Here is a 24,685-nt window from a genome sequence, read left to right as displayed (position 1 = left end):
CATATAACAAATTATTGAGCAAGAAAGAAGGGGGAAAGAAGATGAAAAAAATATTAAAAAAATAATAATCAGCATTATTGTCTATAGTGAAAACGAAAAGTCTGGAGGCTACAATGAAAAAAATAAATTTTAACGCAGGGTGGATCGTTTATAAAAAGGGGGAAAAAGATAAAGCGCAGGAGGTGCACCTGCCCCATGATGCCATGAGGCAGCAACCGAGGATTAAGGGACTTAAAAACGGAAGTTATACAGGCTTTTTCCCAAGTGGGGATTACTGTTATGAAAAGAAATTTTATGGAATAGAGGACTATACGGCAAAGACTCTGATTCTGGAATTTGAGGGAGTCTATATGGACAGCAGTGTTTTTCTGAATGAGGAACATATTGGTGGAAGGGTGTATGGGTATAGTCATTTTTATGTTGATCTGACTGGAAAAGTAAAAATGGGACAGGAGAATACATTAAAAGTCTTCGTACACTGTAGCCAGGTGCCAAATGCAAGATGGTATCCGGGAAATGGTATATACAGGCCAGTGTCATTGTGGATGGGAAATGAGGAACATATTTCTCCGGAGTCAGTTGCAATCAGGACTCTTAGAGTCAGTCCGGCTGTTATTAGACTGGAGGTAGAAGCAAAAAAAGCGCCGGATACGGAAATTATATCTGATATTTTTTATAAGGGGGATAAAATTGCATCGGCAAAAGGCCCGTCCTGTGAAATAGAGATACCAGATGCCCATCTTTGGGATGTGACCCATCCGGAATTGTATGAGGCACATATATCCCTGAAATATAAAGAAACCGTGTTGGATACAGCGGTGGAGAGTTTTGGAATAAGGACAATCGATTGGAACGTAGAAAAAGGACTGCTTGTCAATGGCCATTCCGTCAAATTGAGAGGTGGATGTCTGCATCACGACAATGGTATTTTAGGAGCTTGTGAATTTGAAGCGGCAGCATATAGAAAAATACGGATTCTGAAAGAAGCAGGTTTCAATGCAATAAGAAGTTCCCATTATCCGTTGAGCAAATGCATGTTGAAAGCCTGTGATGAGCTTGGGATGTATGTAAAGGATGAGGCGTTTGATTCCTGGCTGGAAAGTCCGGGGCTCTATGGGTATGCTTTGGACTTTGCCAGAGAGTGGGAAAAAGATTTAAAAAGTATGATTATAAAGGATCGCAACCATCCCTGTGTCATCATGTATTCTATTGGTAATGAGATTTCAGATACTGCATCTGCGGCCGGTGTGGCTTTAACAGAAAAAATGACAGACTTTTGTCATAAACTGGACGCAACAAGGCCCGTTACGGTCTGCCCTAATATTATGATGAATATGCTCACGCAAAAAGGGGTTTCCATTTCAGTGAGCGGCAGCAAAGTTCCAAAAAAAGAAGATATTACAGATCCACTGGCAACGGATTCAGATTCTGAAATGGGCGGCTCCGCAATGATAAATAAGATCGTGTCTTTTGCCCCTGCCGTGATGAAGCTGTTAATGACAGCAAAAAGGACGGATCGGGGAGTATGCGGCTGCTACAGTAAAGTGGATATTGCCGGATACAATTATGGGGCGAAGGTATACGAGAAGCACCATGAGATGCATCCGGATCGTATAATTTTGGGGACAGAAACAATACCCTCCGATATAGCTGATAACTGGGCGCTTGTGAAAAAGCATCCGTATATTATTGGAGATTTTATGTGGACGGCATGGGATTATTTGGGAGAAGGCGGAGCCGGCGTAATTGATTATGGTAAAAGTACAGGATCTTTTGTAAAACCCTATCCGATTATATCAGCTTATACAGGGGTTATTGATTTGATTGGTCATAAGGAGACAATCGGTCATTTGGCGTCTATTGTGTGGGGAACGGAAAAGAAACCATACATAGCAGTCCGTCCACTGAACCACATAGGCGAAAAAGTCCATTATCCACTTTATCGTGATACGGATGCAGTCGCCAGCTGGTCATGGGATGGGTATGAAGGAAAGCAGACAGAGGTTCAGGTATACAGTGCAGGAACAGAAGTGGAATTATTCCAGGATGGGAAATCAATCGGGAAGAAAAGGCTGAACAGATGCAGGGCAAACTATCAAGTTATTTATCACCCGGGAATATTAAGAGCAGTCAGTTATGGAGAAGATGGCAGAGAACTGGCAGAATCTTTCCTGGAGACTGCCGGAAGGGAAACTGTTTTGACAGTTCATGCAGATAAGACAGTATTGAAAGCGAATGGAGAAGACCTGGCGTTTATTGACGTTGCACTTACAGATAAGAGAGGGATCGTCAAGAACCTGAAAAAACAAAAAGTATACGTTCTCGTAGAAGGTGCAGGAGTGTTGGAGGCAGTGGGAAGTGCCAACCCCAGGACAACAGAGGCTTATACGGGAAATTATTTTACTACCTATCAGGGACGTATGCAGGCAGTCATACGCAGCGGACAGGAGACAGGAGGCGGTCGGGTAAGGATATCTGCGGACGGAATGGAGCCGAAGGAAATACAGTTTAACACTGTAGAATAAATAAAGAAGAGGAGATATTTCAATGGAAGCAAAAAAATATTTAAATTTAAGGAAAAAAATCGCATACGGATCAGGGGATATGGCATCAAATTTCTGCTATTCATTTGTAAGTGCATTTACTATGATTTATTTGACAGATACGGTTGGCATGAATGCAGGAATTATCGGAATGCTGATTATGCTGAGCCGGGTTTTTGATGGAGTATCAGATGTGTTTGCAGGGAATATCATTGATAAAACACATCATAGATTGGGGAAGGCCCGCTCATGGATGCTGTGGACTATCATCCCGGTTGCTTTGGTACAGATATTGATGTTCAGCATTCCAAATACAGATCAGATTTTCCAGTATGCATATTTCTTTGTAACCTATACGTTGTTGAATGCTGTCTTTTATACATTGAATAATGTGGCATATGCAACTCTTTCTGTTTTTATTACACCAAACAAACAGGAACGTGTGCAGCTTGGCGTATTCCGTTTTATTTTTACATGTCTGGCAGGCTTACTGGTTTCCAGTGCAACAATGAGTATGGTTAATGCGTTTGGCGGCGGAATGACTGGTTGGAGAAGGGCAGCCATAGTATATTCCTTAGGTTTTGCGGTAATTTGCTTTATCAGTGCATGGGTATGTAAAGAACTTCCCGAGAGTGAACTTGCAGTAGCAGGAATGCAGGAAGTGCCAAAAGAAAACGAACAGATTGGACTTTTAAAGACAATCAAATATCTGCTGAAAAATAAATATTATATCTATCAGCTTCTTATCAATATTATTTATAATCTGTTAATGACAATTACCAGTGCGGTAGGCATTTATTACATGACTTATATTTTGGGGGATGATACGCTGCTTGGGCTATTTTCACTTGTACAAATGATCCCCATGATTATTGGGCTTGCCCTGACACCAATGCTGGAAAAACGGTGGGGAATTTACAGGACTAATTTATCTGGTTTTGCATTGACTACAATTGCATGTGTTCCATTTTTGATTTTCGGGATAAAGGGAATGGTTGTTCCTATGATGGTCAGTCATGCAATTGCCTGGTTCGGCAGAGGACCTTACAGCGGAAATGTTCAGGCATTAACTGCTGAAATCAGTGCATATACACTCAGGAAAGATAAAGTACATGTTGAGGGAGCTATGTTCAGCTGTTCGTCAATGGGAGTGAAGGTCGGTGCAGGAATTGGAAATGCTTTAACAGGATGGCTTTTGGAAGCATCCCATTATAATGGAACTGCAGCGGTTCAGCCGGAGAGCGCCTTGAGTATGATTACGGCTATGTATGTAGTACTTCCGCTGATTTTCAGCGCTGTAACTTTAATTCTTCTGGCACTGCAGAAGGTAGAGAAAGCGAACAAAGAGTGGGATGAAAAAATGTTGAAGAAAGCATAAGCGGGTAATTGATATGGAAAAATATATGAATGCGGCATTAGCTCCGGAGGAACGGGCCAAAGATCTTCTGGATAAGATGGATCTGAATGAAAAAATAAGGCAGTTAGGCTGTACAATGGCAATCCCTATGATCCCTGGACAATATCAGGATTTAAAAGGTGGTATAGGAGTTTCTATTATCATGGGCGGAAGTGATCCCGCTCATGATCTGGAGAAGATACAGAAATATGTTATGGAAAATTCACCTCATAATATTCCGGCATTATTCCATGGGGAGGCACTTTCCGGACCAGTATCTTTGCTTGGCGGAAGTTTATTCCCGATTTCTATCAGTTTGGGAGCAACTTTTGAGCCGGAGTTGGTAGAGGAAATGTCTGAATTTACCCGAAAACAAATGTATGCAAATGGAATCCGCCATGGATTATCGCCGGTTGCAGATTTAGCACGGGACTTGAGATGGGGAAGAGTAAATGAGACTTATGGAAATGATCCGACATTATCTGCAATGATGATGGTCAGCTTTGTAAAAGGGTTACAGGGGAATAATTTGACAGAGGGTGTTGCAGCTACAGGAAAGCATTTTATCGGATATTCCCAGACAGAAGGCGGTTTGAATTGCCACAAGACAATGGTCTGTGAGCGGGAATTGCGGGAACAGTACGCTAAGCCTTTTGAAGCAGCAATTCGTGAGGCAGATTTAAAGAGTGTTATGAACAGTTATTCCTCCATTGACGGTCTTCCTGTATGTGTAAATAAAAAAATTTTGACAGAATTGCTTCGTGGGGATTTAGGATTTAAAGGTGTCGTAATCAGTGATTATGCTTCAACTCTCCAGCTTTTAGATCCATATAAGGTGACAGATGACCTGACGGAAGCAGGGGTAAGATGTCTTAATGCTGGTCTTGATATAGAATGTCCTTCACGCATGGCCTATGGAGATGGATTGGAAGAGGCAGTCAGGGATGGACGGCTTAATGTAGAAACGATTGACCGTGCTGTGCTGCGGGTATTGAAATTAAAGTTTGAGTTAGGTTTGTTTGAGAATCCTTACCCCATATTTGAGGATCTGGATGCTGCGATGGATAATACAGAGGCGAATCGGAAATCTTATATTGCAGCGAAGAAGAGCATTACATTGATGAAAAACAATGGAATCCTTCCAATTGCTGATAAGAAGAAAAAAGTGCTTGTTACCGGACCTGTAGGAAATTGTCTGCGTCTGTTATTCAGCCATTATACCGCTGTGGCAAATGCAGAGATGATGGCAGGCTTGCAGAAGGAGGGAGATACCCAGCAAGGATATAATGTGACAGGGCTTTTGGAGAATATGGGAGATAATATTGACAGTGTGAATGTTTTGATGTCACTTGTTGATAATAGTGGCGCTGTGAGTGCTGATAAATATGCAATGGATGAAACTATCAGAAAACTATATCCGGAAGCAAAGACTTTATTTGAGGGGCTGAGAGGATATCTGGATAATGTTAGTTTCTTGGAGGGATGTGATTATAAAGGAAACGATGAATGTCAGATAAATGAAGCTGTCAAAGCAGCTTCGGAGGCAGATATTGTTGTTTTGGCAGTTGGTGGAAAAAATGGACAGGGAGAAACTTCCACAACAGGGGAAGGTGTTGACAGCGCTTCCTTAGAATTGCCGGGAGTACAGGAAAAATTGATGCGATCTGTTTATAAAGTAAACCCTAATATTGTGATTATACATACAGACGGCAGGCCGCTTGTAAGCGAATGGGCTTATGAACATGCAGCAGCGATTGTGGAGGGGTGGCTTCCCAATACATATGGAGGGAATGCTCTTGCGGATGTTATTTGCGGAAAATATAATCCGGCTGGAAGGACACCTGTAGATGTGCCCCGGAGTGTAGGACATCTCCCTGTATATCATTGTCAGCCCAACGGCTCTTCAGGGGCAAAGAACAGGAATGTGATAAAACAGGGATATATTGATTCGGATGCGGCAGTATTGGCTCCATTTGGTTATGGCCTTAGCTATACTACATTTGAATATAATGATTTCAGGGTAGTATATGAACAGGAAACTGGGATAATCCAGGTAGAAATCTCTGTTACAAATACTGGGGAAAACGAAGGAGATGAAGTGGTACAGCTCTATGGTTCCGACCTGGTAGCAAGTATGATAAGACCAATTCATGAATTAATTGGCTTTAAACGCATTCATCTCAGGAAAGGAGAGAAGAAAAAAATCTCATTTATTTTTAACATAGATTTCTTTAGCTTTTTAGACTGCAATATGAATTGGATTCTGGAAAAAGGTGATTTCCGCCTTATAATTGGGAGTAACAGCGATGATGAGAAATTTGAAAAAATTGTTCATCTTGCAGAGACGAAGAAAATAAATCCCGGCTTACGATGTTTGTATGCAACAGCAAAAGTATCGTGTGAATAATTAAGTTCATTGTTTCCGGTAGAGCAGGTTCAAATGCGAGAATGTTTCAAAGTTTGTGTAAACTCAAAAAACTGAAGTAAAATAAGTTGATAGTTACGAAAGGGCAAAGCCATTTTCCAGGGCTTTGCTCTTTGCTTGTATTTTAATACTGATTCTGGGTATGTCAAGCATAGCTGCTTATAATCAGGATAACCGTTCTTCAAAAAATATCTCAAGCTGGGAGTGAAACTGTCCCCAGTCCTGACGGTGCCCTGTCCATTTCTTCAAGATATCCATCATTGCAAGATACAGCATTTTTAAAAGGCTGTCATCGGATGGGAATACCGTCTTTGATTTGGTCACTTTACGAAGCTGGCGGTTCCCCCCTCAATAGTGTTCATTGTATAAATCAGGCGTCTGACCGCCTCCGGATACTTGAAATAGGTCGAAAGATTTGCCCGGTTATCACGCCATGATTTAGCAATCTTGGGATATTTTCCACTCCATTTTTCATCAAAGCTGTCTAATTCTGATAAGGCGGTTTCTTCTGGCGGCGCCGCATACACTTTCTTCAAATCCGCCATCAGCGGCTTGAGCTTTTGTAGGAGACAAACCGGGTGGTATTGTGGATCTGATGGATGAGGCATTGTTGAATTTTCGTCTGTGGATAAACGGCCTAAATCGCCTGTGGAAAACCGGAAAGACTGTCCACACACGCAATTAGGATATCCCCCACTCCCCGGTTCTTTAATCCATTCAGGATGGAAAGCCAGAACTTCGCACTTTCATTCTGACCCGCATACATGTCAAGAAAGTCCTTTTTTCCAGACATGTCGATCCCTATGGCGATATACACTGCCTGTTTTACAATACGCCCTTAGCTGCGTACATGGAAGTGGATAGTATCCAGAAAGACCACAGCGTAAACTTCCTCTAACGGCCTTTCCTGCCACTCTTTTACGATAAGCAGAATCTTGTCTGTGATCCGGCTGATTTTTCTGTCTCGTGGGATATCAATTTCCATATCTCCATAGTTGGTATGCATGATCTTCTGAGAATGGCCGTTTCTGCTGTTGTTCGTTTCTTTGTTGCGATAATCATACTTGGAGTAGCCAAGTTCCTCATCCATTTCCTCATCGAGGGTGCCCTCCAGTATGGCACTCAGGATGTCCCGCATGATAGCGTTGACATATGTGCCGTCTTTGAGCTTGACATTGTTTTGCTTCATGTAACCGCTCATGAGTTACCACATTGCCGTTTTCTGCGGTGTGTCATTTTTCCTTGCCATAAATAAAACCTCCAAACTGAGTAATTTTAACAGACATCAGTTTGGAGATTTACACAATCTTTAGGATTCTCCCCTTATATTCTTTATTTTTGCAATATTGTGTCCTTTAACTGAGGAATTAGGCGACACTTGCCCTATGTAAATTCACTTTGCGATAATAACTTTTACAGACTGCAAATTGTTTCATATATTTACTAAATGATATGGCAAGTCTGGTTTCCTTTTACTCGACTTTTAGGTCAGGCGCAGGTGAACTATCCCGGTAAATTATGTTTACAACATGACTTTTCTCTATTCCTTTTGGGAGAGTATTACCTGTAAAAATCATATTAAGAATAAAATCAATGCAGTCTTTAGACATTTCTTCTACAGGAGGGCGCATACTTGTAACATTTGGTTGAAGTAATGTGTTTAATATATGATCGCCATCTGAGATTAGTTCCATATCTTCTGGTATCTTTATATTCATGTCGCTTGCACAACGGAAAATGTCCAATAACAAAAAATCGTAAAAACAACAAAGACCGACAGGAAGAGTAAATTTACTGAGGAGATTCTTAATAGTAGCCTCATAATTGACTTTATCATCCAAATTTACTTCACAACCGAGTGGCTCATTTCCAGTTAATTTCATAAATGTATCAATAAAACCAGACTTTTTTAGAGAATAGACTTTGTTATACGAACTAATATTTATGTATGCAACATGTTTGTAATTACGCATAAATAAGTGACGGGCAGCAATTGCGCCAGTTTCATAGTTATCAGTAGATACACATACATGTTCTACGCTTGATCTTCCATATAAAACAATAGGAATATCAAACTTTGTATCGTTTAGATACTGTAGATCTGTATCCGAAAGGCCGGCTAAAATAGCACCATGACAGTATTTTTTTGATAAGAGATGGGCGCTTTCCTGTAATTTATTTAGTTCAAAAGATTGTAGGACGAAATCAATAGAGAGATTAAGAGAATGTATATAATCTAATGCAGAAAAAAGAAACCGATTTATAGCACCTGTCGATTCGATTTCTGATGCTGTCCCACCAAAAAAATATATAGTTATTTTACCCGAAATAAATGGTAAAGATACTGGGTTTAAAATAGAGGCGCCATTTGCATATGGAAAAGAAGATATGCTGTTCCCTTTGCTATTATAAGAATACCCAAGTTCTTTTGCTTTGTCAAAAATGAGTTGTTGTGTTTTCTCTGAAATTCTTGATTGGGTGCCTCGCCCACGAAGTGTAAGTGAAACAGCTGTGGTAGAAATATCTAAAGCATGGGCAATATCTTGAAGGCTTACTTTTTTAGGTTTGTTCATATTAAAGGATTCACTTTCTTGAATTTTAACAACTGTGGGTTAGTTTATAAAATATATAACATGTTAATATTTTAGCATAAATTTTAGCATATGTGAAACGGCAAATATACACAAAAATCGATTGATAAATATGTGGTTAATATACAAAAAAATAAAATTAAAGAAAAAAATACTATATAACTGTTGACAATGTGCTAAAATAATATTAAAATCCAGGTAAATAGAAAAGCAGTTTAAAGCGCATTGTTTGACTGATGATGCTAAAAAATTAAGCGAATAAAAATTATAAGGAGATAGGGATATGATATGAATATGAGGGTGAATTTTATCAAAAAAGAAAAAGAAAGGCGGAATGTATATAGAGTATATATATGGATAAAGGGTACTAATACATAGTGTACAAAGGGTTTTATTAATTATATTCATGCAAACAAATGGAGGTATAGAAAGTGCTTAAATATATGCTAAAGAGATTGCTTATGGTGATTCCGGTTTTGTTTGGATTGGCCATTTTGATATTCTCAATTATGTATTTTGTTCCGGGAGATCCGGCAAGAATTATTTTAGGATCAGAAGCAACGGAGCAGGAAGTAATGAACTTAAGAATCGAAATGGGGTTGGAAGAACCCTATATTATACAACTTGGCCATTTTCTAAGTGATACTTTTTTACATTTTGATTTCGGTACATCTTATATTTCAAAGCAAAATGTTACAGAACAATTAATGCTTCGTTTACCTAATACTTTATTAATTGGTTATGTTGGAATGCTATTAGCAACAATTGTTGGAATACCATTAGGCATCTTGGCAGCGTTAAATAGAAATAATTGGAAGGATAGTTTGATAAGCATTGTAGCAATGTTTGGTGCAGCTCTGCCTGGATTTTGGTTTGCACTAGTTATGTGTATGTATTTATCTGTAAAATGGGGAATTCTTCCTACAATTGCTGATGGAACATTTAAAGGCTATATTATGGCGTGGATTTCAGTATCAATTGGTGCAATGGCATCTACAGTTCGAATGACAAGATCTAGTATGCTTGAAGTTATTCGGCAGGATTATATCACCACAGCAAGAGCGAAAGGTGAGCCTGAAAATAGAGTTATCTGGATTCATGCATTAAAAAATGCTCTAATTCCGATTATTACAAGTATTGGCGGTGGTTTAGGACATGTTATGGGAGTTTCATTGATTGCAGAGACTATTTTTTCTGTTCCAGGGATAGGAGTTTATTTGACAAGCGCAATAAATCAAAGAGATTATCCGATTGTCAGAGGAGGAGTTTTGTTAGTTGGTTTCATTTTTTGCCTAACAATGTTGGCTGTTGATCTTATATATGCGGCAGTAGATCCAAGGTTAAGGGAAAAAATGAAATAACGATTGCATAACTAAATACAATTTTGAAAGGAATAGAACATGAAGACGAAAAGAAAGTCACAATTCTCTATTGTTATAAAGCGGATCACAAAAAATAAATTAGCAATGTTGGGATTCTTCATTATTATTGGGCTTGTCATTTTGGTGATTTTTGCAGATTATATAGCACCATATTCATATGAAGAGCAGGATTATTTGGCGCTTTTACAAAAGCCGGATTTAACGAGTGAACATCCTTTAGGAACAGACAATTTAGGAAGAGATGTTTTAAGCCGCCTAATATATGGGACAAGATATTCGTTAAAGATGGGAGTCTTTGCAGTAGGGCTTAATGCAATATTTGGATTAACACTTGGGGCTATTGCAGGCTATTGTGGAGGCTGGATTGATAACGCATTGATGAGATTTCTTGATATATTTCAATCAATTCCAGGGATATTAATGGCAATGGCATTAGCTGCAGTATTCGGATCTGGTTTAAACAGTGCAATAATTGCTTTGGGGATTACAGGGTTTGGGGGCTTTGCGAGGCTGATAAGAGCATCAGTTCTTCAGCTTAGTGGTGAAGAATATGTTGAAGCAGCACGTGCAATTAATGCTAGGCACCACAGAATTCTATTAAGACATATTATTCCAAATGCATTGGCACCTATTATTATCCAGGTAAGTATGAGTATTGGTGCAACAATTTTGGCAGGAGCATCTATGAGTTTTCTAGGGCTGGGTGCTCAGGCTCCTCTTCCTGAATGGGGGACAATGTTGTCAGATGCAAGAAACTATATGAGAGATTCAGGATATCTATTAATATTTCCAGGGTTAATGATTTTTTTTACTGTAATGGCATTTAACTTGTTGGGAGATGGATTGCGAGATGCACTTGATCCTAAACTGAAAGATTAAGGTGGTATAAAAATGGAAGACTACAAGAATAAGTTTTCTGATGATAATGTTTTATTATCAATCAAAAATTTAACAGTTGAATATAGAACAGAAGATGGTATTGTCCAAGCAGTGAATGGGGTTTCATTACAAGTACACAAAGGGGAAACACTTGGTCTAGTAGGAGAAACCGGTGCGGGAAAGACAACCATTGCTAAAGCAATTATGAGGATTTTGCCTAACCCTCCAGCTAAAGTAGTAGGTGGTGAGATTTTTTTTGATAGAAAAGATATAAATCTACTTTCTATAGAAGAAATGAGAAAAATTCGTGGGAACAAAATTTCAATGATTTTTCAAGATCCAATGACAGCATTAAATCCTACATTAACAATAGGGCAGCAGATTGCAGATGTCATCCAATTACATAATAATATTTCCCGTAATGAGGTTAATGAACGGGTTGTAAAAATGTTGGAAATGGTTGGGATCCTGAGGGATAGATTCAAAGATTATCCCCATCAATTTTCTGGTGGTATGAAACAAAGAGTAATTATCGCAATGGCTTTAGCATGTAAACCGGAATTGTTATTATCTGATGAAGCAACGACTGCGTTAGATGTAACAATTCAGGCGCAGGTTTTAGCTATGATGAAAAATTTGAGAAATGAGTTAGGCACATCAATGATTATGATAACCCATGATTTAGGAATAGTAGCTGAAACCTGTGATTCCGTAGCGGTAATTTATTCTGGTCAAATAGTGGAATATGGTACAGTATTTGATGTGTTTGATAAACCGGCTCACCCGTATACGATCGGCTTATTTGGGACATTACCAAATATAAATAAAAAGATTAAGAGGTTAAGACCTATTCCGGGAATGATGCCGGATCCTGCTGAATTACCAAAGGGGTGTAAATTTTGGGAAAGATGCCCTTATGCCGCTGAAGCGTGTAAAGTGAAACAAATAAATCAGGTAGAAGTAGATTCCGGCCATTTTGTACTCTGCCTGAGAACAGCGGAGGTAAGAAAATGAGCAATACAATATTGGATGTCAAAAATTTAAAAAAATATTTTAAAGTGAAAAATGGAATGCTCCACGCCGTGGATGATGTTAGTTTTTCTGTGAATGAGGGTGAGACAATTGGTGTTGTTGGTGAATCGGGATGCGGAAAATCAACTCTTGGTAGGACTGTTCTTCATTTACTTGATAATGATGGAGGACAGCTTATATATCGTGGAGAGGACATTACTAAAATCAATAATAAAAAGTTAAGAAATTTACGGCAAAAAATGCAAATTATATTTCAAGATCCATATTCATCCTTGGATCCTCGAATGAGTATAAGTGCAGCTATTGCAGAACCTTTGAAACTGAAAGGAGGACTTAAAAAAAGCGAAATAGAAAGACGAACAGAAGAACTGATGGAGACAGTCGGGCTTGCAAGTAGACTTTACTATTCTTATCCGCATGAATTAGATGGAGGTAGAAGACAGAGAGTAGTAATTGCCAGAGCTCTGGCACTAAATCCGGAATTTATTGTTTGTGACGAACCTGTTTCTGCATTAGATGTATCAATTCAGGCTCAAGTATTAAATTTAATGCAAGATCTGCAGGAAGAAAAGAAATTGACATATATGTTTATTACACACAATTTGTCGGTCGTAAAATATATATCTAATACAATTATAGTTATGTATCTGGGACAGGTGGTGGAAAGGGCATCTTCTGAGGAATTATTTAATCATCCGTATCATCCCTATACCAAAGCTTTATTGTCGGCAATACCTTTGCCTGACCCACATGTTGAGCCTAACAGAATTTTGCTGGAGGGCGAATTGACATCGCCTATCAATCCGAAACCGGGGTGCAGATTTGCGGCACGCTGTGCTTATGCCACTGATATGTGCAAAAAAAACCAGTCATTAGTTGAAATAAGTAAGGAACACTTCGTATCTTGTTGTAGAGTAAATGAAATTAATAACTTGTAAAACTATACTAAAATTAATCTCAAACTCAGAGATTAAATATAGAAAGGGAGGTTTCATGATGAAAACAAAATTATTTAGAAGTAGAGGACTAAGAAATGTATTAGCAACGTTAATCGCCGTAATAATGGCAACTTCCTTAATTGGATGTGGTAATGCCGCTGAATCGTTAGACAGCAATGGAAGTATTGCAGAAACGGCTAAAGTATCGACTGTTGAATCAACAGAAGGGAATAGCATGAATTCAAGAGATAGTATCTCTTTAGCCTTACCATCTGATTATGCTAATATGGCGCCAAACGGGATGGCTACAGCAGCAGGCCGAATGGTTAATGTTAATCTGTATTCAACCCTTTTTTATACATCTGCAGAAGGTGAACGTATTCTGGATGCAGCTACTTCTGTAAAACAGGAGGATGATACACATATTATTGTACAGATTAGGGATGATATAGTAGATCAAGCTGGTAATACTTTGACTGCATCAGATGTGTTATTCTCCTTTAAACTTGCAAGAGACGGAAGTACAGCCTTCCCAACTTATGTTACTAACATTGATTTTGATAATTGTGAGGTAGTAGATGACATAACGTTACGGATAGCATTGTTAGAATCAAGTGCATTATCATTACCCTTAATCGGACAAGTATATTTAGTTACTGAGGCAGGATACAATTCAAGTTCTGATGGAATGATTACCGATGTTGTTGCAACAGGAGCGTATAAAGTTGAAAGCTTTGTTTCAGGTTCGTCTGTTACCCTTATTCCTAATGAGAACTATTATGGAGAAGAACCTGCAATAAAAAAAGCAAATTATATTGTGATTTCTGAAACATCTCAGGTGGTAAATTCTCTTGTAAATAATGATATACAGGTTGGAACAATATCAGCTTCAGATTACGATTATATTAATAGCCAGGACGATACTTATGCTTTTAAAGCTGTTGGAGGTACCATGTGGTCTCTATTTATGAATTGCGGAGAAGGAAAATTATTGGAAAAAAAAGAAGCAAGGCAGGCTATTGGTTATGCTATAAATAAAGACGCCATTATAGCAGCAGCGTTGAATGGTATTGGAGAAAAAGCAAATGGACCGTTCCCGGTTGTCTGCATAGAAAAAAATAATTATTGGGATGAAGTGGGTAAGGCTCATGATAACTATTACGACTTTAATCAGGACAAAGCAAGAGAACTTGCTGATGCTTCTGGATTGGTAGGTCAGACAATTCGTTTGATATATACAAACTCACAGCCTATTGAAAAGATAATGGCAGAACAAGTTCAGGCTCAACTGCAAATGATTGGAATCACTGCAATTATCGATGTATATGATGATGCGGTATATAATGATACAATTCAAAACAGTACGGATTGGGATATCTGCTTTCAGCCTTATGGAAATGCAGCTATGAGTGCAATTGGTGCGATGAATACCTTTGCAGTTACAATGAATCAGGTTCATCTTTACGGAGATATGCAGGAAGAGTTCAATAGTATGGTTAATGATGCTCTTAATACAGTAGATGAAGCTGAGAGAATTGAGAAGACAAATGCAATAGAAGAATATGTGACAGAAGAGAACTTTATCTATGCTATAGCTCCATCTACTACATTATATGGAGTTGAAAAAGGATTACATGTAGAACTTGTTAACAGTGCATGGTTAAGATTGCAGATGCTGTATTATGAATAAATAGAAATTCCCATTATTAATCGGTAAATATAATCAGCTCATAATGTAAATTATGAGTTGGTTATATTGATTTGATGTTGTTCCTTCGGACGCTTTGAATTTGGCAGTTTGGTCGTTAGTTTGATGATATTATAGTTGGCCCATTACATTTTATATAAGAGGACTTTTTATATAATGACCAGACCATTAAGTCTTAGAAAAAAAGATGATAAAGCAAAATCTCTTAAATAAGCTTAAAACTAGGATATTATAAACTATGGCCACGTATTAGAAAGCTATTAGAGAAAAATAAAGCAGCAGTATTATGGGCTTTTATTAAATATCTGTTTACTATCTAATTCGCTGTTTGTCGAATGGAAATCATGCATTCCATAGGAATTATACACGATGATTTTTGATAATAACTGTTGAAATGAGATGAATTTTGAAAAAAAGTTTTATAACTCATATTTCATATCAAAAACAAAAATTCAGTCGGTATAGGAAAAAGCTTGTGAATTTTGATATAGTTTTTAAGAATTATGAGGTAATTAGATGAATCAAAATAATTATGAAGATCGTGAACCGTTATGGACAAAATCATATATATTGTTAATACTGATGGGCATGATTACATCAACCTGTTTTTATATGATTAATCCTACTATAACCAAATATGCAATAGAAATCGGCGCGTCCGTAGCGATCGCAGGTATTATTGCAGGTATGTTTTCCGTCACTGCACTGATTACTAGACCATTCAGTGGTTTTTTAGCAGATAGGTTAAATAGAAGAAATCTATTACTGACGGCTACTATTTTTATGGGGATAGCTGCTATTGGATATTCATTTTCAAAGACAGTTCCCTTGTTAGTCTTTTTTAGAATTTTACATGGGATTGCATTTTCATTCAGTGGTACTGTAAATATTTCGTCCATATCATTATTTGTGCCACACAAAAGGTTAGGAGAAGGGGTGGGCTATTATGGGTTAGTTTATATTATAGCAACGGCGGTTGGACCATCACTTGGATTGTATTTAGGGGATACTTTGGGTTATTCAAGTTCATATTTACTCTCAGGCATAGTATTATTATTGGTATCTACCTTTGTTTTCGTTATAGGGTTTCCTAAAAATGAAAAAAAGGAGATAGATAAAATAAAATTTAATGTTAATAATTTATTTTCAATTCAAGTTTTACCATTAGCTGTTTTTGGCGGGTTATTTTCAATGAGTAATGGAATTATATCAGGATATATAGCATTGCTTGGTGATATAAGAGGAATTGAAAATGTAGGAATTTATTTTACTATTAATGCTTTTGTTTTATTTATAACTAGACCTTTCGTAGGTAAAATAGCAGATAAGTCTAAAGGAATTTATATTGTAATACCAGCTATGATTATGGATGGATTAGCGCTGTTTATTTTGGGAAGAGCATCTGGTTTAACGATGATTGTAATTGCATCTGTTTTTAAAGCATTAGGTCAAGGTTCTGGACAATTAACAATTCAGGCTGAAGCATTAAAAAAATTGCCGCCGGAAAGAAGTGGGATAGCTTCTTCAACGTATTATGTAGGAGCGGATGTTGGACAGGGACTTGGACCAATGATTGCGGGAGGAATTGTTGGGGCTGTGGGAAATAACAGTCTTGGATACCAGGCAATGTTTTCAGTGGTATCATGTGTATTTATAATGGGGATTTTATTATTTATTATATACATATTTTTAGGGAAAAGAAAAAAGATGGCTAGTATCATAAATTTGAATAAAGTTTAATAAAGGAGCACAAATGGCTTTAGTAAAAATGAACTTCTTATCAAAGAAGTTGGGAATGCAAACAAATGTTACGATATGTTTACCAACATTTAGTTTTACGGATATTATGAATAATAATGATAATGTTTATGCGGCAGGAATGAAATACCAGGTGCTTTGGCTTTTGCATGGTGGTTCTGGTGATGATAGTGATTTTGTGAATTTCTCTAACATAGTCAGATATGCAGATGAAAATAAGATTGCTGTTGTTATGCCAGCAGACTATAATGCGTATTACTCTGATCAAAGAGAAGGTGCAAAATATTTTTCTTATATTACGGATGAATTGATGAATGTTTGTCAAACACTTTACCCATTTTCAACTCATAAAGATGATAATTTTATCGGTGGCCTTTCTATGGGATCTGGTGGTGCAATGAAATGTGCATTGTTAAGACCTGAGTTATATAAAGCTGCTTTAATCATGAGCGGAGCAGGCATGAGATTACATCATATAGAGGATCAGTTTGTGAGACAATTTATAGAAAAGGTTATTGCAGATGAAGATGTATCTGAGTATAAAGTGCATAATGTGCCAGAAGAAGATCTTCAGATGACTGTAAGGGCATTTAAAATCATTACAAGTGGAATTGAACTACCACAATTTTATTTTGCGTGGGGAGCCGATGATCTTCTCATTAAGGACATTAAACTGGGATTACAAATGTATGATAAAATCGGATTAAAATATTTTGCAGAACAAATTCCGGGGTATGGACATGAATGGGACTTTTGGGATCTTATCCTAAAAAAAGCATTAAAAGAATGGTTGCCTTTGAAACATGAAATAATTTATCCAGAATAAAAAGGAGAGAGGGATAGAAATGGCTTTAATAAAAATGAATTTCTTATCAAAAATGTTAGGAATGCAAACAAATGTTACGATATGTTTGCCAACATTTAGCTTTGCAGATATTATGAATAATAATAATGATGTTTATATACCGGGGATGAAATATCAAGTACTTTGGCTTCTACACGGTGGTTCAGGAGATGATAGTGATTATGTAAATTTTTCTAATATTGTAAGATATTCTGATCAGTATAAATTGGCAGTAGTTATGCCTGCTGATTATAATATGAATTACGATGATTATGATAATGGAGCAAAATATCAAACATATATTGCAGAAGAATTACCAAATGTATTGCGCTCCATTTTCCCATTTTCGGATAAAAGAGAAGATAATTTTATTGGCGGACTATCTATGGGAGCTGCCGGATGTGAAAAGATAGCTATTCGTTATCCGGAGAACTATGCAGCTGCATTAGTTATGTCGGGAGGCACTTTCTACGAGGAAGAAAATCATACGCGTTTAAATACCGGAATGCCAATGCCGATTCACAGACCAGAAGCTTGTAATGAGAATAAGATTATTGCAATAAAAAACATCCAAGAACGGAAAAAAACACCTAAGTTCTTTACTACCTGTGGTGATAAAGATGTTGTTTTAAAAGCACATCAGGAATCCTCAAAATTTTTAAAAGAAATAGGTTATGATGTATTTGAAGAAATTGTATGCGGGTATGGACATGAGTGGGATTTTTGGGATATTACTTTACGTAAAGCATTTGAAAAATGGCTTCCCATACAGCATAGAATTATATATCCCTAACGTAGGTATTTGATTGAAGCGGCTCCATAGGTCATGTATGAAAAGGTAAATATTGTTGTATTCTAATCTGAGTATTAAATGCGGTATATTGGGGCTGCGCTGAAAAAGATTATAAAATATTATATAAAGAAATAGATGTCATGATCAGCGGGGTAGATATTGTCCGTCCCGTATGAGGGTATGAAGAAAAGTCTGTAAATAAGATTCTTCTATGATAATAAAGGGTGAAAAGTCTTAAAAACAGGCTTTTCGCCCTTGTTTTATATATAACAGTTACAAAAAAGCATGTCAACAGCAGGCGGTAAATCCGCCCGGCAAAGCCCGGGAAAATGGCTTTGCCCTTTCGGAACTATCAACTTATTTTACTTCAGTTTTTTGAATTTACACAAACTTTGAAACAGTCTATGGAAAAATTTTATATTTTATTCAGAGGGTCCTGCATTACAAATATGTTTTTACCACATAAAAATTCCGTTTTCCAATAAACCTGTAACCGCCTCTATAAAAAAATAATCGCCATAAATCAATGGAACGTCCGTCTGCCTGCTGTGATAAGCCACACATCCCTGCGCCAAAAGTGAATCCGTCCGGGTATCCCAGTTGCAATGTTTCTCATCCAGTGCTTTCAATATTTTGATTGCCGCATCTGTGTACATCTCTTTTTCTTCTGCAGCAACCTGCCTGCTTAACGCAAGCAGACCGCTGGCTGCAATCGCACCCGCACTGGTATCATATATTACCGGTTCTAAAGGAGCTCTGAAGTCACATAATGGTACATATCCGGTTGCCACCGTATTTGCAATGAAATAGTGGGCACAGCACTTAGCTGCTTCCAGATATTTCGTATTGCCTGTATGCAGATGCGCCAATGTCATCCCATATAACGCCCATGCCTGTCCCCTTGACCAGGAAGCCGAAGAGGAATACCCTTGACAGTCGGGGTATCCTACCAATTCACCCGTTTCCGGATCCAGGTTGGCTATATGATAAACGGAACCATCGCTCCTAAGCAGGTACTTCATAGCTGTATCTGTATGCATTATAGCTATATTTTTATATCTTGGATCTTTTGTATGTTCCGATGCCCAATACAAAAGAGGCAGATTCATCAGACAATCAATTATCATCCAGCCGCTTTTTTCACTGCTTCCTTCACATCCCCACGCACGGATAAATCCTCCTGCCGGATTAAATCTTCCTGCAAGTATGTTGGCAGCATGAAGTGCGTTTATACAGGAGCGTTTATTCCCTGTAATCCGATAATCTGCAACTGCTGAAAGCAGCCACAAGAACCCGGCATCATGATCTAAACCGACAAACTCTTCCAGCATCAGTTCCATCCGCTGTTCAACTGCTTCCGCATTTTTTTTGTATAGTTCTTCTCCGGTTGCTGTATACATCTGCCACAATATTCCGGGCCAGAATCCATTCGTCCACCATGCGATATTCTCTTTTCCCATATCATAATAAGCGCCGCCCTCCGGAATATAGGGTATTCCAGATCCTGTTCTTTCGCATTCCGCCTTTATTTTCAAGCAAAGTCTGTCATAAAGATTTTCCAGCCAGACCTGTTCTTCGTTTCTCATAAACTAACCTGCCTTTTTATACTCTATTCCTGTTTTGACTTATTTCTTATTCTTTAACAGCCCCTACCATAACGCCTTTTGTAAAATGCTTTTGTACAAAAGGATATACGCATAAAATAGGAACTGTGGCTACTATCGTTGTTGCATACCGGATAGTGGCCCCTATAGCCTCCGTGTCACCTGCTCCTGCGCCGGTCTGCATACTCTGCGTGGAAGAAAGCAGTATTTCCCGAAGTATTACCTGCAGGGGAAGTAATTCCCTGTTTCTGATAAGCGCAGAAGCCCAGAACCAGCCATTCCATTTTTCCACACCGTAATAAAGTACCATAACTGCCAGCGTTGCCTTCGACAGAGGAAGAACAATACTAATAAGAATTTTCCAATGGCTCGCTCCGTCAATCTGCGCTGCCTCTATGAGGCTGTCAGGAATGGATTCGAAAGAAGTCCTCAGAATAATCAGATTAAATGTATTTACAAGAAAAGGAATGATTAGTCCCCACAGGCTGTTAGTTAAATGCAGTTCCTTTAAATTCAGATATGTAGGAATCAGGCCTCCTGTAAAAAACATGGTGAACATAATAATCATCATTAGCGGTTTCCTGAATAATAAATCTTTACGTGATAACACATAAGCCCCCAAAGAGGTCATCAGAAGGCAGAGGATTACGCCAACCACCAAAATAAAGATAGTATTTTTGTAACCGCTGATTATATTGGGATTAGCAAACACCTTCCCATAAGATGCCAGTGAAAAACCTTTAGGCAGTAGCAAAGGGCCCATATGCCGCATCATGGCTCCCGGATTACTGATGGATGCCATAAGGCAGTACCACATTGGATAAAGGCAAAGCAGTACCAACGCAGCCAAGAAAATATAGTTAAATGTCTGGAATATATAAACTGGAGCCGATTTTTTTACTTTATTTTTTTTCATATTCATTTCCTTTCCCCTCCATTACCATAAACTTGTTTCTGTGACCTTCTTGCTCAGCTTATTGGCAACCACAAGAAGAATACAGTTGATAACGGAATTAAAAAGTCCTACGGCCGTCGAATAACTCCAGTTCTGTTCCAGTAAACCAGAACGGTATATATAGGAAGAAATAATATCTGCCGTTTCATAGGTGGAGGAATTATAAAGAAGTATGGTTTTTTCATAACCCATATTCATCAGTGCACCAATACGCAGAATGAACATAATAATTACTGTAGGCATAATACCCGGCACTGTAACATGAAGCATCTGCTTCAGTTTTCCGGCTCCATCAATGGAAGCAGCTTCATACAGCTGTGAATCGATTCCTGATAATGCGGCCAGATATATAATTGACCCCCATCCCACTTCCTGCCAGATATCGGATATGATGTAGATAGTTCTGTATAAAGATGGATTCTGCAGAAGTGCGGAACGTTCTCCTCCAAAAAATACAATAATATCATTAATCAGCCCATCTGAAAGACAGAATTCCTTCACAATCCCGATTGCCACTACCATAGAAATAAAATGAGGAAGATAACTTAAGGTCTGTGCGACGGATTTAAATGGCTTGCAGGTAACTTCATTTAACAAAAGTGCCAGTACAATAGGTGCGGTAAAACAAAATATCAGACTGTACAGACTCAGTAAAAGGGTATTACGGATTAATCTGTAAAAATAGGGACTGTTGAAAAAACGGATAAAATTGTCGAATCCTACCCACGGACTGTCTGAAATCCCTCTGGCAGGTGAATAATTCATAAAGGAAATAATTACTCCATACATAGGCTTATACATGAAAAGGAAATAAAAAATGAATACCGGAATGATCATTAGATACAAGCTCTTATTTTTCCGCCAATCCTTTTTTACCCTTATTCCAAAATTGTTTTCATTCTTTTTTTTCATTCCAATTACCTCTCACCATACGTCGTTGGAAGTGTTTTTCATCGGTATTCCCGATAGAAAACGGGAAGAAGCATCTCCTCTTCCCGTTTGATTCGCCGGATTATCTATTATTAAAGCGTTCCAATGCATTGTTCATGATTTCTGTAGCCCGTTCCAGTCCCAGTTGGTTCAGGGTTTCGATATATTTATCAAAGCCCGATTCAATATCCTCAGTGCCTAAAATAAACTTTGATGTCATTTCTTCCACATAAGTATTCATTTCGTTGATAATCGTTGCATATTCCACACTTTCTTCTTCGGTAGGAGAGATGGTGGGAAGAGTTGTCTCATCAGATCCGCAGTCGTTCCATGTATACATGGCATCTCTTGCTTCATCGATGTTAAAATACTGAAGCTGATAGTCTCCTGACTGTACAAACGGTCCATTGTAGCAGGCCATGATATATTTGGCCATTGCCTGTCCCACCGGCCAACCATCTTCATTATTCTTAATAATATCCGTGTATACCGGTTTACCGTCTTCCATTGTATAGGAAATGCCTTCTTTTCCGAAGTTAAACATCATATATCCATCTTCACTGTACCCATAATCCAGTACTTTTGCCGCAAGAACAGGATCTTTGCAGGTTCCGCCAATAGCAATGCCGCCGTCAAAAAACTTGGTATTACGGAAACCGTACATAGGTTTGTCTCCCTTATTGAGTACGGGCCATTTACATGCCGACAATTCATAATCAGGATTTTCCGGTCTCTGTAAAAGAGTTACCGTCTGGAGCGTTCCACCTGTCCATGCCATGGTCGCTCCGATTTTTCCGGAAGCCAACATGGTATTGGTCAAATCCTCCCCTCCCGAAAACATATCAGGATTCAGAAGTCCTTCCTGATACCACTGCTTCATTGTTGTAAGATAATCTTTATATGCTGCCTTGGAAGGGCCATATACACATTTCCCATCATCCACAACGAAGGTTTCCGGTGTTCCCCAAGCATATCCAAAGGTTCTGCCCTTATCCGGGTAATACCAGGACAGAGGAATTTCAACACCGTTTTCTTTGAAAGCAGTTAGTACATCATGCCATTCTTCAATGGTTTCCGGCAGTTCCAGTCTCAGATCATCCAAAATATCCTTTCTGATCATTGGCCCCATACAGGTACAGCCTTCATCAATTTCCTTTATGCTGGGAAAGCAGTAATATTTTCCGGAATCTGTCTTTACCTGCTTGTCCACATCCGGATTTGCTTCCAAATATGCTTTCAGGTTAGGACAGTAATTATTAATCAAATCAGTAAGATCCAGGATAACTCCGTCTGCAATTGCCTTCTCAGGGCCACCGGGATAGGTGCTGGAATTAGACCATGTATAATGCCAGAAATCTGGATAGTTTCCATCAGCAATGATCAGATTGAACTGCTCCTTATCCTGCCCTGCTGTGGGATGCTGAAATTCGATTGTAACACCTGTATTTTCCTGCCACATCTTTGCAATTTCAGTGTCTCCCAGACTGTTAAAGTTTGCTGAGACATTTCCATTCAAAACTCCCCAGTATGTAAATGTGGTATCCGTGTCGATAGGATATGTGGTCACTTCGGCAACAGCCTCTTCAGAACCGTTTTCCTGCTGTACCTGACCGGCAGATGACTGTGCATTATTCTCTGTACCCACTGATGTTTTTTCGCTTGCACAACCAGCCAAAAGTGATGCTGTCATGGCTAAAGTGAGTATAATACTACATAATTTTCTTTTCATATTTTCCTCCAATACGCTTCGTCTTATACAAAATTATTATTGTGTATTATTTAAAACCTTCTTAGAAATGCCAATTTTAAGCCTTTTTTAAAATTTACAAAACGTTTTGTTAATACACATTTTAGTCATATTACTTTATGCTCATATTGCTTTTTGCATCCTTTTTATGTCATATTGTACACAACTCCCTATGGTACTTTTTAAGATGCAATCCTTATTTCAGCTGTACAAAAAAAGAGCGATTCGATTTGAACCGCTCTTCGATTTCCTATACTATAATATTTATTGTTATTTGATTAATCGTCTGTTCCCTGTATTTTTTTGGTGGAATCCCAAAGGTTCTGGAAAATGATTTGATAAAATGTGCATAATCCCGGAATCCCGAGTCAAAGCAGGCTTCTGTAACAGAACGACCTTCCATAATAAGCTTCTGAGACAGAATCAGCCTCTTGGACAGCACGTAGTTCCATAGGCTATATCCGGTTCTTTCCTTAAAAATACGGCTTAAATAAGAACGACTTATATTCAGTTGATCCGCGACCGACTGCACCGAAATATCTTCTGTCAGGTGACCTTTTATATATTCTACTGCTTCTCCGATAAGTGGAGACAGCTCAACATAATTTTCTCCTGTATTTTCATCTGATATCTGAAGCTTATTAAGTATCTGCATCAGAATGATATTCAGATAGGACTGCATTAAGATATCCGCCCCTGGCTGTTCCGGATTACTTACATATTTGTTTATTTCTTTTGAACGTATAAAAAATTCTTCAAGTTCCTCATCCGTAAAATGAATAAAGTGTGTTTTTACCCGTCTGAACATACTCTGCAGATTGGTACGCGGTGTAGACAGTTCTGTCAACAAATTATCTGAAATATGAAATACTATTCTCTCATATTCTTTATTATCATTTATATACGGCCTGTGGATCTCACCAGGCGCAATAACCGTAACATCTCCATGTTCCAATTTCTTCCTCATCTCTTCAATAGCGAACTCGACTTCCCCCCTGATTAGAAAATGGATTTCATAAAAACGGGTATGAATATGAGTTCCATACTGAAACCGTTTGGTTGTTATCTTATGAACCAATTGGAACGAATTCTCAAAATCGGTGGTTTCATAGTTAATCGTTTTCTGAGTTATCGCCATTATTTCCATCGCTTCCGTTATT

General features: G+C 38.2%; 17 protein-coding genes and 1 pseudogene. 11 read left to right on the top strand and 7 right to left on the bottom strand.

Going from position 1 to position 24,685, the window contains the following annotated elements; all coding sequences use genetic code 11:
* Positions 1 to 113 precede the first annotated feature (113 nt).
* Genes DXC51_RS11735 through DXC51_RS11725 form a run of 3 tightly spaced genes read left to right on the top strand, consistent with a single transcriptional unit; the run spans position 114 to position 6,346 of the window.
* Complete coding sequence (locus DXC51_RS11735) at positions 114 to 2,525, top strand: glycoside hydrolase family 2 protein (protein ID WP_117544643.1); 2,412 nt, start codon at positions 114 to 116, stop codon at positions 2,523 to 2,525.
* A 22-nt stretch (positions 2,526 to 2,547) separates the two neighbouring features.
* Positions 2,548 to 3,921 (top strand): MFS transporter, encoded by a 1,374-nt coding sequence (locus tag DXC51_RS11730; RefSeq protein WP_117544642.1) that lies wholly within the window; start codon positions 2,548 to 2,550, stop codon positions 3,919 to 3,921.
* Positions 3,922 to 3,934: 13 nt separating this feature from the next.
* The gene (locus DXC51_RS11725; protein WP_117544641.1) at positions 3,935 to 6,346 is read left to right on the top strand and encodes a glycoside hydrolase family 3 N-terminal domain-containing protein; all 2,412 of its coding nucleotides are present in this window, start codon (positions 3,935 to 3,937) and stop codon (positions 6,344 to 6,346) included.
* Positions 6,347 to 6,529: 183 nt separating this feature from the next.
* On the opposite strand, the pseudogene DXC51_RS30595 reads toward DXC51_RS11725, so the two are convergent.
* Positions 6,530 to 7,565 (bottom strand): annotated as a pseudogene (locus DXC51_RS30595) (IS256 family transposase).
* A gap of 271 nt (positions 7,566 to 7,836) precedes the next feature.
* Positions 7,837 to 8,937, bottom strand: coding sequence for a LacI family DNA-binding transcriptional regulator (locus DXC51_RS11715; RefSeq protein WP_117544640.1), 1,101 nt, complete (start codon positions 8,935 to 8,937; stop codon positions 7,837 to 7,839).
* Positions 8,938 to 9,386: 449 nt separating this feature from the next.
* Between DXC51_RS11715 and DXC51_RS11710 the strand changes: the two genes are divergently transcribed.
* The 8 genes from DXC51_RS11710 (at position 9,387) to DXC51_RS11675 (ending at position 18,289) form a co-directional block, all read left to right on the top strand.
* The gene (locus DXC51_RS11710) at positions 9,387 to 10,316 is read left to right on the top strand and encodes an ABC transporter permease (protein WP_117544639.1); all 930 of its coding nucleotides are present in this window, start codon (positions 9,387 to 9,389) and stop codon (positions 10,314 to 10,316) included.
* 39 nt (positions 10,317 to 10,355) lie between these two features.
* Complete coding sequence (locus tag DXC51_RS11705) at positions 10,356 to 11,216, top strand: ABC transporter permease (protein WP_117544638.1); 861 nt, start codon at positions 10,356 to 10,358, stop codon at positions 11,214 to 11,216.
* 12 nt (positions 11,217 to 11,228) lie between these two features.
* Positions 11,229 to 12,230, top strand: a complete 1,002-nt coding sequence (locus DXC51_RS11700) for an ABC transporter ATP-binding protein (protein ID WP_117544637.1) — start codon at positions 11,229 to 11,231, stop codon at positions 12,228 to 12,230.
* Entirely contained in the window at positions 12,227 to 13,186 is a 960-nt protein-coding gene (locus DXC51_RS11695; RefSeq protein WP_117544636.1) for an ABC transporter ATP-binding protein, read from the top strand. The genes DXC51_RS11700 and DXC51_RS11695 overlap by 4 nt, the downstream gene beginning before the upstream one ends.
* Before the next feature lie 55 nt (positions 13,187 to 13,241).
* Complete coding sequence (locus DXC51_RS11690; RefSeq protein ID WP_181970094.1) at positions 13,242 to 14,876, top strand: ABC transporter substrate-binding protein; 1,635 nt, start codon at positions 13,242 to 13,244, stop codon at positions 14,874 to 14,876.
* A 534-nt stretch (positions 14,877 to 15,410) separates the two neighbouring features.
* A complete protein-coding gene (locus DXC51_RS11685) occupies positions 15,411 to 16,634 on the top strand; it encodes an MFS transporter (protein ID WP_117544634.1) in 1,224 nt (407 codons plus the stop codon).
* A gap of 13 nt (positions 16,635 to 16,647) precedes the next feature.
* A complete protein-coding gene (locus DXC51_RS11680) occupies positions 16,648 to 17,478 on the top strand; it encodes an alpha/beta hydrolase (protein WP_117544633.1) in 831 nt (276 codons plus the stop codon).
* Positions 17,479 to 17,497: 19 nt separating this feature from the next.
* On the top strand, positions 17,498 to 18,289 hold the full coding sequence (locus DXC51_RS11675; protein WP_117544632.1) for an alpha/beta hydrolase: 792 nt from the start codon (positions 17,498 to 17,500) through the stop codon (positions 18,287 to 18,289).
* A 455-nt stretch (positions 18,290 to 18,744) separates the two neighbouring features.
* Here the strand turns inward: DXC51_RS11675 and DXC51_RS11670 are convergent, their stop codons facing one another.
* The 5 genes from DXC51_RS11670 to DXC51_RS11650 all read right to left on the bottom strand — a co-directional run bounded on the left by DXC51_RS11670 (position 18,745) and on the right by DXC51_RS11650 (position 24,672).
* Positions 18,745 to 19,875, bottom strand: coding sequence for a glycoside hydrolase family 88 protein (locus DXC51_RS11670; protein ID WP_117544631.1), 1,131 nt, complete (start codon positions 19,873 to 19,875; stop codon positions 18,745 to 18,747).
* A gap of 46 nt (positions 19,876 to 19,921) precedes the next feature.
* Positions 19,922 to 20,815, bottom strand: coding sequence for a carbohydrate ABC transporter permease (locus DXC51_RS11665; RefSeq protein WP_021637889.1), 894 nt, complete (start codon positions 20,813 to 20,815; stop codon positions 19,922 to 19,924).
* Positions 20,816 to 20,830: 15 nt separating this feature from the next.
* Positions 20,831 to 21,613, bottom strand: a complete 783-nt coding sequence (locus DXC51_RS11660; protein ID WP_330413825.1) for an ABC transporter permease — start codon at positions 21,611 to 21,613, stop codon at positions 20,831 to 20,833.
* Positions 21,614 to 21,860: 247 nt separating this feature from the next.
* Positions 21,861 to 23,507: an extracellular solute-binding protein gene (locus DXC51_RS11655; RefSeq protein ID WP_117544630.1), complete on the bottom strand. Its 1,647-nt coding sequence runs from the start codon at positions 23,505 to 23,507 to the stop codon at positions 21,861 to 21,863.
* A gap of 268 nt (positions 23,508 to 23,775) precedes the next feature.
* On the bottom strand, positions 23,776 to 24,672 hold the full coding sequence (locus DXC51_RS11650) for a helix-turn-helix domain-containing protein (RefSeq protein ID WP_117530488.1): 897 nt from the start codon (positions 24,670 to 24,672) through the stop codon (positions 23,776 to 23,778).
* Positions 24,673 to 24,685 lie beyond the last annotated feature (13 nt).

The sequence above is a fragment of the Eisenbergiella massiliensis genome (genome assembly GCF_003435485.1).
Note: the sequence above shows the minus strand (reverse complement) of the source record. Positions and strands in the feature narration are given on the sequence as shown.